We start from the raw sequence: 12,501 nt of genomic DNA, 5'->3' as shown, positions 1-12,501 counted from the left end.
TGATTTTGCCTCAAGTTGCATCGGGCGCACAATACCTGAACTTGAACGGGCCTCTCTTTATTTCTGGAAATCATGACGATCATTCATAATCTGGGTTTCCCGCGTATCGGTGCCCAACGCGAACTGAAACGTGCGGTCGAGGCCTATTGGGCCGGCAAGTCGACTCAGGAAGAACTGGAAAGCACGGGCCGTGAGCTGCGCGCCCGTCATTGGAAGCTGCAAGCCGCCGCCGGCCTGGCCTTCGTGCCGGTGGGCGATTTCGCCTGGTACGACCACATCCTGGAATGGACCACGTTGCTGGGCGCCGTCCCCGCGCGCTTCGCGCAGAACGATGACCAGCCCGTCACCCTGGATACCCTGTTCCGCATGGGCCGTGGCCGCGCGCCGACCGGTGCACCCGCCGCCGCCTGCGAGATGACCAAGTGGTTCGACACCAACTACCACTACATCGTCCCGGAACTGACCCCGAAGCAGACCTTCCGCGTGGCGCGCACCGCGCTGTTCGATCAAGTGCGCGAGGCCCAGTCGCTGGGCCACGCCGCCAAGGTGGTGATTCCGGGTCCGCTGACCTGGTTGTGGCTGGGCAAGGGCGACGCCTTTGGCGCCGGTGCCGGCGATGCGGGCAAGCTGGCCTTGCTGGACGCCTTGTTGCCCGTCTACGCGGACGTGCTGGAGCGCCTGGCCGAGCTGAGCGTTGAATGGGTGCAGATCGACGAACCGATCCTGGCCCTGGACCTGCCGGACGCCTGGCGCGCCGCCTATGGTCGCGTCTACGCCGAACTGGCCAAGGCGCCGGTCAAGCTGCTGCTGGCGACCTACTTCGATGGCGTCCAGGACAATCTGCCGACCGTCGCCGCCTTGCCCGTCGCGGGCCTGCACGTGGATCTGGTCCGCGCCCCTGAGCAGCTGGCCGCCGTGGCTGGCGTCCTGCGCGCCGACCAGGTGCTGTCGGCCGGCGTGATCAATGGCCGCAACATCTGGCGTACCAACCTTGACGCGGCCCTGCAGACGCTGGCGCCCGTGCGCGAACGGCTGGGCGAGCGCCTGTGGTTGGCGCCGTCGTGCTCGCTGCTGCACGTACCGGTCGACCTGGCCTTCGAAACGGAACTGGATGCCGAACTGAAGAGCTGGTTGTCCTTCGCCGTACAGAAGCTGGATGAACTGAGCGTGCTGGGCCGCGCCCTGGACGGCAACAACGACACCGCCGTGCGCGAAAAGCTGGCCGGCCAGCGCGCCGCCTTGCAGGCGCGCGCTGCGTCGCCGCGCATCCACAACCCCGCCGTCGGCGAACGTCTGGCCGCGTCGGCCACGGTCAAGCTGGAACGGGAGGCCTTCAGCGACCGCATCGCCCGGCAGCAAGCCGAATTGAAGCTGCCGGCCTATCCGACCACCACCATCGGCTCTTTCCCGCAAACCCCGGAAATCCGCGCGCTGCGGCGCGACTGGAAGGCCGGCGCCCTTGGCGACTCGGCCTATGAAACGGCCATCCGCAAGGAAATCGAGACGGTCATCCGCTTCCAGGAGAAGGTCGGCCTGGACGTGCTGGTGCATGGCGAGCCCGAGCGCAACGACATGGTCGAGTACTTCGGTGAACTGCTGGCCGGTTTTGCCTTCACCAGGAATGGCTGGGTCCAGAGCTACGGCTCGCGCTGCGTCAAGCCGCCGGTGATCTTCGGCGACGTGGCCCGTCCCGCGCCGATGACGGTGGCCTGGTCGGCCTACGCGCAATCGCTGACCGACAAGCCCGTCAAGGGGATGCTGACGGGCCCCGTCACCATCCTGCAGTGGTCCTTCGTGCGCGACGACCAGCCGCGCGCGCAAACGTGCCGCCAGCTGGCGCTGGCCTTGCGCGACGAAGTGGTCGACCTGGAGCAGGCCGGCATCCGCGTGATCCAGATCGACGAGCCGGCCATCCGGGAGGGCCTGCCGCTGCGCCGCGCCGACTGGGGCGCCTACCTGGACTGGGCGGTGGATTGTTTCCGCCTGTCCACCAGCGGCGTGCGGGCCGATACGCAGATCCACACCCATATGTGCTACTCGGAGTTCAATGACATCATTGAATCGATCGGCGCGATGGACGCGGACGTGATCACCATCGAGACCTCGCGTTCCAACATGGAGCTGCTCAAGGCCTTCGAGGACTATCGCTACCCGAACGACATCGGCCCCGGCGTCTATGACATCCACTCGCCCAACGTGCCGGAAGTGGCCTGGATGGTCGACCTGATGCGCAAGGCGGCCGCGCGCCTGCCCAAGGAGCGCCTGTGGGTCAATCCGGACTGCGGCTTGAAGACGCGCGCCTGGCCGGAAACCGAGGCCGCGCTGCTGAGCATGGTCGACGCGGCGCGCAAGCTGCGCGAGGCGGCCTGAGCCGGGCGTCGGCGCCTGATTCACCCTTAATTCCGAGGGGCGGAAACCGGCAGGTTCCGCCCCATTTTTTATGCAATGCGCCCTGCGTTATACTTTTCAGGTTTTGTTGCCTTGCAACAACCTGACCTTGGTCGAACCGCATGCCTTTGCCGCCTCCGGATACCTCGCGCACCCCGCTGCATACACGGTCCATCCGTGTGCAGGGCTATGCGCGTGACGATAGCCTTTGGGATATCGAAGCGGAGCTCATCGACGTCAAGGATTACGATTTCAAGAGGAGCGACGGCTCGGTCATGCCCGCCGGTCGCCCTATACACCACATGCACCTGCGTATTACCATCGACGGCGGATATACCATCGTCGCGGCGCAGGCTGCCTACGATGCCGCCCCCTATGGCGAGCATTGCACCTGCATCGAAGCGGCCTACCAGGACTTGGTGGGCATGAATCTGGTGAAAAATTTTCGTCAGAGCGTCAAGGAAAGGTTTGGCCGCGTGCAGGGCTGTACTCACATGTCCGAGTTGTCCCTGGTTCTGCCCACCGCCGCGGTGCAGGCCATGGCCGGCCGGCGCCGTGAGCACGCCCAGACATCGCAGAAGCGGCCGTTCCAGCTGGATGGCTGCCATGCGCTCGACGTCACGGGCCCCGTGGTCCAGACGCATTACCCGAAGTGGTACGTTGGCGATGACAACGCCGACCAAGCCACCTCAGACCCTACTTTTTTATCCCATACGACCTGACAGGTAACACATGAAAATCCATGAGTATCAAGGCAAGGAACTGCTGAAGAAATTTGGCGTCCCCGTGCCGCGCGGTATTCCCGCTCTCTCCGTCGACGAAGCCGTGGCAGCCGCGGAGAAGTTGGGAGGACCGGTCTGGGTCGTCAAGGCGCAGATTCACGCGGGTGGCCGCGGCAAGGGCGGTGGCGTGAAGCTGGCCCGTTCGCTCGATGACGTGCGCAAGCTGGCCGGCGAAATCCTGGGCATGCAGCTCAAGACGCACCAGACCGGCCCGGAAGGCCAGAAGGTCAATCGCCTGTACATCGAAGACGGCGCCGACATCCAGAAGGAATACTACGTGTCGCTGGTCACCGACCGCGCCACGCAGAAGGTCGCCCTGATCGCTTCGAGCGAAGGCGGCATGGACATCGAGGAAGTGGCTCACTCCTCGCCGGAAAAAATCGTCACCGAATACATCGATCCGCTGGCCGGCCTGACCGCCGAGCAGGGCAAGAAGGTGGCTGACGCCATCGGCATGCCCGCCGACTCGACCGCCCAGACCGTGGACATCCTCCAGAAGCTGTATCAGTGCTACATGGAAACGGATGCCTCGCTGGTCGAAATCAACCCGCTGAACCGCGACAGCAAGGGCAACGTCATCGCCCTGGACGCCAAGTTCAACTTCGACCCGAACGCCCTGTTCCGTCATCCGGAAATCGTCGCCTACCGCGACCTGGACGAAGAAGATCCCGCTGAAGTGGAAGCCAGCAAGTTCGACCTGGCCTACATCCAGCTCGACGGCAACATCGGCTGCCTGGTGAACGGCGCCGGTCTGGCCATGGCCACCATGGACACCATCAAGCTGTTCGGCGGCGAGCCGGCCAACTTCCTGGACGTCGGCGGCGGCGCCACGGCCGAGAAGGTCACCGAAGCCTTCAAGATCATGCTCAAGAACAAGGGCGTGAAGGCCATTCTGGTCAACATCTTCGGCGGCATCATGCGCTGCGACGTGATCGCCGAAGGCGTGATCACCGCGTGCAAGGCCGTCAACCTGAGCGTTCCGCTGGTCGTCCGCATGAAGGGCACCAACGAAGAACTCGGCAAGAAGATGCTCGCCGACTCTGGATTGCCCATTATCAGCGCCGACACCATGGCCGAAGCGGCCACCAAAGTCGTTGCCGCCGTCAAATAAGATATAGCCAAGGATTCATAAATGTCGATCTTGATCAACAAGGACACCAAAGTCATCACCCAAGGCATCACGGGCAAGACGGGTCAGTTCCACACCCGCATGTGCCGCGACTACGCCAACGGTAAAGCCGCCTTCGTGGCCGGCGTGAACCCGAAGAAGGCGGGTGAGGACTTTGAAGGTATCCCCATCTTCGCTTCGGTCAAGGAAGCGAAGGCCGACACCGGCGCCACCGTTTCGGTGATCTACGTGCCGCCCGCCGGCGCCGCCGCCGCGATCTGGGAAGCTGTTGAAGCCGAACTGGACCTGGCCATCTGCATTACCGAAGGCATCCCCGTCCGCGACATGCTGGAAGTGCGCAACCGCATGAAGGCCATCAACAGCAAGACGCTGCTGCTGGGCCCGAACTGCCCCGGCCTGATCACGCCCGATGAAATCAAAATCGGCATCATGCCCGGCCACATCCACCGCAAGGGCCGCATCGGCATCGTCAGCCGCTCCGGCACGCTGACGTACGAAGCCGTGGGTCAGGTTACCGAACTGGGCCTGGGCCAATCCAGCGCCGTCGGTATCGGTGGCGATCCCATCAACGGCCTGAAGCACATCGACGTGCTCAAGTTGTTCAATGACGATCCCGACACCGACGCCGTCATCATGATCGGCGAAATCGGCGGTCCGGATGAAGTCAACGCCGCGCTGTGGGCGAAGGACAACATGAAGAAACCGGTGGTCGGCTTCATCGCCGGCGTTACCGCTCCTCCGGGAAAGCGCATGGGCCACGCCGGCGCGCTGATCTCGGGCGGTGCCGATACCGCCGACGCCAAGCTGGAAGTGATGGAAAGCTGCGGCATTCGCACCACCCGCAACCCGTCGGAAATGGGCAAGCTGCTGAAGTCGGTGCTGTAAGCCGAACGACGCCTTGTCGAATGAAGGCCGGTCCGCGATCGGCCTTCATGCAAAACCCGCCCTGGTGGCGGGTTTTTTTTCGCGTGGTGGAATTATTCCGCATGCATCATCATCGAAGACTTGGAATTTCTGTCCATATTATGGATGCGGTCGACAGGATTTTTAAGCTTTGGTTCAGCATAATGAAAGGAAAAGTCGTTTTCCTTCCGTCAACTCCCGCAAAAACCCCACGTTTACCCTCCATATAGCCGACAATCAGCTGAATATTTGCTTTCAGCTCTCTATAATGCCGGCACAATCGCGCACCTATAAAGAACCTGCTATTGCTCGCACAAGGCGGTCAGCGCACTTCAATCACATTTATCGGCATTAACAACTTCGGGGGATCCGAGGAAAGAGGGGTATGGAATTAACACAAGCTGCATTCTGGCTCGCATTGCTGCAAATCATCTGGGTAAACATTCTTCTGTCGGGCGATAACGCCGTCGTTATCGCACTGGCGGCGCGGTCTTTGCCGCCCGAGCAGCAGAAAAGGGCCATCGCGATCGGCTCCGCCGCCGCGATCGTCATGCGTATCGTGCTGACCCTGGTCGCCGCCAAGCTCCTGTTGTTGCCCTGGCTGAAGCTGATCGGCGCGGTGCTGCTGGTCTACATCGGCGTCACCCTGCTGCTGCCGGAAGACGAAGATGAAGGTGACGGCAAGGCGCACGGCTCGTTGATGACGGCGATCCGCACCATCATGATCGCCGATCTGGTCATGAGCCTGGACAACGTGGTGGCCGTGGCCGCCGCCGCCATGGGCGATACGACCTTGCTGGTGCTGGGCCTGGCCATCAGCATCCCGCTGGTGATTTTCGGCAGCACGCTGCTGTTGAAGGTCATCGAACGCTTCCCCCTGATCGTCTGGGTGGGCGCGGCGCTGTTGGGCTTCATTGCCGGCGAACTGCTGGTAGGGGATCCCGCTTTGCAGGAACCGATAGCCCGGATCGACTCGGCGCTGGGCGTGACACAGCACAATTTCGCCACTATGGTTGGTGTGGCGGGTGCGTTGTTGGTGCTGGCCCTAGGGAAAATCCTTATCGCCCGACGCAAAGCTGACTGAAAGCTGAACTACAATCCTGATTCGTGGTCCAACCCCGTCGTTAGCAAAACGACGGGGTGACGGCTTCGCCGTCCTGGCAGCAACGCATCATGTTTCGGGGGTAGTAACGTGCTTGAATTTTTCCAAACGCTCAGTTGGGCGGCAGTTTTCCAGATCATCATGATCGACATCCTGCTGGGGGGTGACAACGCCGTTGTCATCGCGCTGGCTTGTCGCAACCTGGCGCCCAAACAGCGCATGCAGGGCATTCTTTGGGGTACGGCCGGCGCCATCATCCTGCGCGTCGTGCTCATCGCCTTCGCGCTGACCCTGCTCAACATCCCTGCCTTGAAGATCGTCGGCGGCCTGCTGCTGGTGTGGATCGGCGTCAAGCTGCTCATCCCGGAAGACGATGCCCATGACAAGGTCAAGGGCGGCACGTCCATCATGACGGCGATCAAGACCATCATCATTGCCGACTTCGTCATGAGCCTGGACAACGTCATCGCCATCGCCGGCGCGGCGCAGGGCGCCCATGCCGACCACCAGATCGGCCTGGTCGTGTTCGGCCTGCTGGTCAGCGTTCCCATCATCATCTGGGGCTCGACCCTGGTGCTGAAGCTGATCGACCGCTATCCGCTGGTCATCACCCTGGGCGCGGCCTTGCTGGGCTGGATCGCCGGCGGCATGCTGGTCACCGATGTTTTGATCACGCGCAACTTCGGGGAGCAGCCCGGTATGGTTAAATTGGGGGCTGAAATCGTCGGCGCGCTGCTGGTTGTCCTGTTGGGACGCTGGCTTGCCAGCCGTAAGGTCGTCTCCAAGGAAGCCCTGCAATGAGTCTGCGTAGATCCACCAACCTCCAACAATCCGAAAGCGGCTTGAGCCTGCTGCAAGGGTTGTTCGTCCTCGCCATTCTGGGCGTGATCGCGACGGTGGTTGCCGCCAGCTTCTCCTGATTGCTGGTACCCGAGGCCGGACGGGGGCAACCCCGCGCCGGCCTTTTCTATGGACAAGCGTGGATTCAAGCCGTGCTTGTCCATTGCGTTTATGCTTCAGCCATGTCCGATATCGCAGTCCTGACGCGGCCCGAGGGCAGCAACCAAGCACTGGCGCAACGCCTGACGGCTGCCGGCTGGCAGGTGCGCGACTGGCCCGCGCTGGCCTTGACGACCGAGGCCTGCCCGCCCGAGCGCCTGCCGCGCCCCCAGGATTACGATCTGGCGGTATTCGTCAGCGGCAATGCCGCGCGGCATTATCTGGAGCAGCTGCACCGGGCCGATCCCGCCGGCGTGCCGTCCTGGCCGGCGTCCTGCCTCGCCGCCACGGTCGGGCCGAGCAGCGCCGCCGCGCTGCGCGCCACCGGCTGCTTCGATGCCGCCACGGTCATCCACCCCGGTCCCGATGCCCCCAGCCATGATTCCGAAGCCCTGTGGGAAGAACTGCGCCGGCGCGGTCCATTGCCGCGCCGCGTGCTGATCGTGCGCGGTACGGAGGGGCGGGACTGGCTGGCGGACCGGTTGCGCGAAGCCGGCGCGGAAGTGCTGGCGCACGCGGCCTATCGCCGCACCCCCGCGCAATGGGACGATGCCGCGCTGGCCCAGTTGCAGGACTGGCGTGACACGGATGCCATGCCGGTCTGGCTGCTTACCAGCGGGGAGGGCATAGCCGCCGTTTTGGCCAATGTCGTCCGGGCCGGCGTCCTGCCCTGGTGGCGCGGCGGCCGTTTCATCGTCACCCATCCCGTCCTGGCGCAACGCCTGGAGCGCCAGGAGGGGATTGCTTTGAATGCCATAAGCGTGCAGGTTTCGTCCAATGATGCACTCTTTGAAGCTTTTGTTTCCGCCTGAAAGCCCGCTACATGCACGTTTCGCATTCCGAGCGAATACAATCGTCCCCATGACAGACAATACCCCTGCCACCGAGCCGGTCGTGCCTCCTGCCGCCGCCGGCAACACGCCGCCTTCCGCGGGCAAGCCCGCAGCCGCTCCGCCGTCGCGCCCAGCGCGCAAGAGCGGTGTCTCCCCCGCCGTATCCGCCCTGGTCGTCGTCATTGTGCTGGCGATCGTGCTGGCGGCAGCGCTATATATGCAACGCCGCGAATTCCTGGCCGCCGGCCGTGAAGTCGCCACCCGCATCGACAACTTGAACAGCGCGCTGACCCAGACGCGCGCCGACACCCGGCAAGCCCTGGCCTTGGCGCAGGCGCAGGCGGGCAGGGCCGCCGCCCTGGAAAACACGCTCAAGGAAACGCAGAGCCAATATGCGTCCCTCGAGCAGGCCTGGCAGGCCTTCAACGACACCTCCAGCGACGACGTGCTGGCCAATGACGTCGAGCGCACGTTGACCATCGCCAACCAGCAATTGCGCCTGGCGGGCAATGTCAGCAACGCCATCGTCGCCCTGGAAACCGCGCAAGCGCGCCTGGCGCGCGCCGACCGGCCGCGCTTCGCCAGCCTGCAGCAGACCATCAATGGCGACCTCGACCGCCTGCGCGCCGTGCCGACCGTCGACATTCCGGCGCAGTCGTCCCGTATCGAACGCCTGGTGACCCTGGTCGGCAAAGCGCCTTTGCTGGCCCCCGACGCGGTGGCTCCCGGGATGCTCGCGCCTGGCCTGGCGGCCGTTGGCTCGCCTGCCGCGGCACCCGTGGCCGCGGCGCCGGAAGCCGAGACCCTGCCTGCCGACGCCGCCTGGTGGCAGCGCTGGCGCGCCGAAATCGCCTCCTGGCCGGCCCGCGGTGGCTCGGCGCTGGTGCGCGAACTGGGCGACCTGATCCGCGTGCAGCGCGTCGACGAGCCGTCGGCCTTGCTGCTGTCGCCGGAACAGGCGCTGCAGTTGCGCTCGACCTTGCGCCAACGCCTGCTGTCCGTCCAGCTGTCCCTGCTGATGCGTCAGCCGGCCATCTGGAAGGGCGAGCTGGAGACGGTCAACCGCACGCTGGACACGTATTTCGACCGCCGCTCCGCCGATACGCTGGCGGCGTTGAACCTGACCCGCGAGCTGATGCAGACGGAAATCTCCGTTCCGGTTCCTGACGTCAGTGACAGCCTGAGCGCCGTCGCCGCCTTGCGTGCGGCCGGTGCGGCCGGCGCCAACTCGCGCGGACGGGACTGATCCATGCGCGCCTGGTTCTGGACGTTATTGCTGGCGGTTGTCGCGGTTGCCGTGGCGGTGGTGCTGCGCGCACACCCGGGCAACGTATTGATCCTGGTCTGGCCTTACCGCATCGAGATGTCGCTGACATTGGCGGTACTGCTGCTGGTCGGCCTGTTCCTCGCCATCTATGTCGGCCTGCGCTTGCTGGCGTGGCTGCTGGCGATCCCGGAGCGGGTGCGGGCCTGGCGCGGACGACGCGCGCAGGCGCGTGACCACGAATTGCTGGAGCGCGGCTGGATCGGCTTGCTGGAAGGCCGCTTCGCCCATGCTGAAAAAGATCTCACCAAACTGCTGGACCAGACCCGCGCGCGCAATCGCCGGGTGCTGGCGGCGTTGTCAGCCGCCCGCGCGGCCCAGGGCCTGGGCGAGTTCGTCCGACGTGACGTGATGCTGGACCGCGCGCGCGAGCACGCCGGCACCGATCCCGGCCTGATCGAAGCCGTGGCCACGGTCAGCGCCGACATGCTGCTGGAACAGGGCCGGCCGCAACAGGCCTTGCAGGTGCTGGAGCCCCTGCAGGACGGCGGCGCCCGCCATCTGCACACCTTGCGCCTGTTGCTGCGCGCGGAGCGCGCGCTGAACCATCATGACCGCGTGTTCACGCTGGCGCGCGGGCTGTTGCGGCGCGGCGCCATGGACAAGGACGAAGCGCTGCACGTGATCGATCTGGCCGGCGCGGCGCGCCTGACGGCCGCCGCCGGTGGCGACGGCTGGCGCGCTATCTGGAAGGACATGAAGACCGACGAGCGCGTGCTGCCGGAAATCGCTTTGGCGGCCGCGTCTGTATTCGAGGCGGCGGGCGAGGGCGACGAGGCCGCCCGCATCCTGGACGCGGCCATCGCGCGCAAGTTCGATCCCCGTCTGGTGGCGGCTTATGCCCGCTGCGATGCCTTGCAGGTGCCGCGTCGCCTGCAGCGCGCCGAGACGTGGTTGCAGCAACGTCCTACCGATCCTGACCTGTTGACCGCGCTGGGTACCCTGTGCCTGGTCGGCCAGTTGTGGGGGCAGGCCGAACGCTATCTTCTGCGCAGCGTCAGCCGCCGCGCCTCGCCGGGCACGCATGCGCTGTTGGGCAGTCTCTACGACCGCCTGGACCGTCCGACGGACGCCGCCCGCCACTGGCGTCTGGCGACCGCCGTCGCCATGGGCGTGGCCTTGCCCGTGCTGGCGGTGGACGAGGCCTTGCCGGCGGCCGACATGCACGACGATCCGCGCCATCTGGACGCCGAAAGCGGTTTCCTGTCGGAAGCGTCCGAAGCCCCGGCGCCGGTAGCCGGCGTGGTGCACGATCCCGTGCCCGACTTTGCTCCGGCAGCGGATTACGTGCTGGATCCCGACGCCCGGTCCTTGACCGAGATAGGTTTGGCCGATCCGACGGTCCTGCCGCCCGATCCCTACGCGGTCGACGTTGAGCCGCCCGCCGAACTGGACGATTATTTCGACAGCGCGCCGCTGCCGGTGGCGGGGCTGGACGAAGTTCCGCCGGAGACCCGTGAATCGCCATCAGGCAGCAGCGCTGTCCGAGACCGCAGCGACCACGGCGACCGGTCCAGCGGCCAGGCCGGGGCCGCCAATGACAAGCCCCGCGGTGACAAATCCGGTGGCGGTACGACGGGTGGCGTCTGAGCGCGCCGCACCGTGACCCGCCGCCATCCGCTGCCTTGAAACCACCGCACGTATTTTTTCGAAACCGTCTTCAGATCAATCAGACCAAAGGTTAGAACCATGAGCCTCGATCGCGTTAGCCCCGGCAAGAAGCTGCCGGAAGAGTTCCACGTCATCATCGAAATCCCCATGAACGCCGATCCCGTCAAGTACGAGGTCGACAAGGACACGGGCGCGATCTTCGTGGACCGCTTCATGCTTACCGCCATGCACTATCCGTGCAACTACGGCTACATCCCCCAGACGCTGTCGGAAGACGGTGACCCGGCCGACGTGCTGGTGCTCACGCCGTTCCCGATCCAGATCGGCGCCGTGGTCAAGTGCCGCGCCATCGGCGTGCTGGAAATGGACGACGAGTCCGGTGGTGACGCCAAGCTGCTGGCCGTGCCGGTGGAAAAGCTCTATCCCCCTTACCGCAACATCAAGTCCTATGAAGACCTGCCGGTCGAGGACGTCAGCCGCATCCAGCACTTCTTCGAACACTACAAGGACCTGGAAAAGGGCAAGTGGGTGAAGGTCAAGGGCTGGAAGGGCGTGGACGCCGCGCACCAGGAGATCGTCTCCAGCGTCGAGCGCTACAACAAGGGCGAGAAGTAAGCCGCAGGCGCCTGGCGCCTGGCCCGCAAGCCACAAACCGCAAGGCGCCGTTCCGGCCTTGCGGTTTTTTGCTGGGCGGATGGCGCGTGAAATCGTATGATTCAGGCGCTGGCGCGGCGGTGTTGCGGGCGCCGGCGCATTCTATTGCTAGGAGATCGCATAATGCGTTCGAAAATCATCATGGCCGTTTCCGTGGTCTTCGCGTTGGTGCTGACCGGCTGCAATACAGTCGCGGGCGCTGGCAGGGATATCAGCCGTGCCGGCAGTGCCATCAGCAATGCCGCGGAAAAATAAGCGGCGATCCTTTCGCCGGGTGTTTTGAAAATGCCACCCTGACGGGTGGCATTTTCTTGGGCGGAGGATGCCTGGTGGCGCCCAGGCTCAGGACCCGAATCGGTGCCCGGGGCCGCCTGGCGACTCGGTAAGAAGCACTCGAATGGGATAGACCAAGCCGGGGCTTAACCAAACACGTCTTCGATCAGCCCCAGCAATTCGGGGCTGGGCACGACGCTGCCGGTGCCATCCTCGTCCGTGGCTACGGTCAGCAGGCCCGCGTCTTCCAGCTCCGTTAGCATGCGGCGCAAGGTACTCATGGGAAGGTCGGCCCGCTTGCTCAAACGCGCGAGCGACAGGCGCTTGCCGGGCGCTTCCTGGTGGGTGTCCCAGAAGGCTTGCAGCAGGGCGGCAAGGGCGGGATCCAGATTGTCGCCGTCAGCGCCCGTGGCCAGGGCCGGCGGCATCGACGGGGGCAGGCTCGGCACATCGCCATCCTTGCGGTCCGAGGGGGTATCTTGTGGGCCGTTCAAGATCGACTC

Annotated in this window: 13 protein-coding genes; 12 read left to right on the top strand and 1 reads right to left on the bottom strand. The window is 64.7% G+C overall.

From position 1 onward, the window contains the following. The first annotated feature begins 72 nt into the window (after positions 1-72). The 12 genes from metE to ASB57_RS12495 all read left to right on the top strand — a co-directional run bounded on the left by metE (position 73) and on the right by ASB57_RS12495 (position 11,980). The gene (metE, locus tag ASB57_RS12545; RefSeq protein WP_057652536.1) at positions 73-2,370 is read left to right on the top strand and encodes a 5-methyltetrahydropteroyltriglutamate--homocysteine S-methyltransferase; all 2,298 of its coding nucleotides are present in this window, start codon (positions 73-75) and stop codon (positions 2,368-2,370) included. Positions 2,371-2,510: 140 nt separating this feature from the next. Further along, positions 2,511-3,110 (top strand): DUF2889 domain-containing protein, encoded by a 600-nt coding sequence (locus ASB57_RS12540; protein WP_057652535.1) that lies wholly within the window; start codon positions 2,511-2,513, stop codon positions 3,108-3,110. A 10-nt stretch (positions 3,111-3,120) separates the two neighbouring features. After that, positions 3,121-4,281 (top strand): ADP-forming succinate--CoA ligase subunit beta, encoded by a 1,161-nt coding sequence (gene sucC / locus ASB57_RS12535; RefSeq protein ID WP_057652534.1) that lies wholly within the window; start codon positions 3,121-3,123, stop codon positions 4,279-4,281. A gap of 21 nt (positions 4,282-4,302) precedes the next feature. Then, a complete protein-coding gene (gene sucD / locus ASB57_RS12530) occupies positions 4,303-5,184 on the top strand; it encodes a succinate--CoA ligase subunit alpha (RefSeq protein ID WP_057652533.1) in 882 nt (293 codons plus the stop codon). Positions 5,185-5,587: 403 nt separating this feature from the next. Next, entirely contained in the window at positions 5,588-6,286 is a 699-nt protein-coding gene (locus tag ASB57_RS12525; protein WP_057652532.1) for a TerC family protein, read from the top strand. Between the two features lie 108 nt (positions 6,287-6,394). Then, positions 6,395-7,105, top strand: coding sequence for a TerC family protein (locus ASB57_RS12520; protein ID WP_057652531.1), 711 nt, complete (start codon positions 6,395-6,397; stop codon positions 7,103-7,105). After that, entirely contained in the window at positions 7,102-7,224 is a 123-nt protein-coding gene (locus ASB57_RS31735; RefSeq protein ID WP_255362030.1) for a hypothetical protein, read from the top strand. Before ASB57_RS12520 ends, ASB57_RS31735 begins: the two co-directional genes overlap by 4 nt. Before the next feature lie 102 nt (positions 7,225-7,326). After that, positions 7,327-8,115 (top strand): uroporphyrinogen-III synthase, encoded by a 789-nt coding sequence (locus tag ASB57_RS12515; RefSeq protein ID WP_057652530.1) that lies wholly within the window; start codon positions 7,327-7,329, stop codon positions 8,113-8,115. A 49-nt stretch (positions 8,116-8,164) separates the two neighbouring features. Continuing rightward, the gene (locus tag ASB57_RS12510; RefSeq protein WP_057652529.1) at positions 8,165-9,382 is read left to right on the top strand and encodes a uroporphyrinogen-III C-methyltransferase; all 1,218 of its coding nucleotides are present in this window, start codon (positions 8,165-8,167) and stop codon (positions 9,380-9,382) included. Positions 9,383-9,385: 3 nt separating this feature from the next. Beyond that, positions 9,386-11,050: a heme biosynthesis HemY N-terminal domain-containing protein gene (locus ASB57_RS12505; RefSeq protein WP_082621573.1), complete on the top strand. Its 1,665-nt coding sequence runs from the start codon at positions 9,386-9,388 to the stop codon at positions 11,048-11,050. A 99-nt stretch (positions 11,051-11,149) separates the two neighbouring features. Beyond that, a complete protein-coding gene (ppa, locus tag ASB57_RS12500; protein WP_057652528.1) occupies positions 11,150-11,686 on the top strand; it encodes an inorganic diphosphatase in 537 nt (178 codons plus the stop codon). Between the two features lie 162 nt (positions 11,687-11,848). Further along, positions 11,849-11,980 (top strand): entericidin A/B family lipoprotein, encoded by a 132-nt coding sequence (locus ASB57_RS12495; RefSeq protein ID WP_057652527.1) that lies wholly within the window; start codon positions 11,849-11,851, stop codon positions 11,978-11,980. Positions 11,981-12,144: 164 nt separating this feature from the next. Here ASB57_RS12495 and ASB57_RS12490 read toward each other — a convergent pair whose 3' ends face one another. After that, positions 12,145-12,492 carry a helix-turn-helix domain-containing protein gene (locus tag ASB57_RS12490; RefSeq protein ID WP_231755411.1) on the bottom strand — a complete coding sequence of 116 codons (348 nt, stop codon included), beginning with the start codon at positions 12,490-12,492 and terminating at the stop codon, positions 12,145-12,147. Between the last annotated feature and the right edge of the window lie 9 nt (positions 12,493-12,501).

It is taken from the genome of Bordetella sp. N, assembly GCF_001433395.1.
GTDB lineage: Bacteria > Pseudomonadota > Gammaproteobacteria > Burkholderiales > Burkholderiaceae_B > Bordetella_C.
Note: the sequence above shows the minus strand (reverse complement) of the source record. Positions and strands in the feature narration are given on the sequence as shown.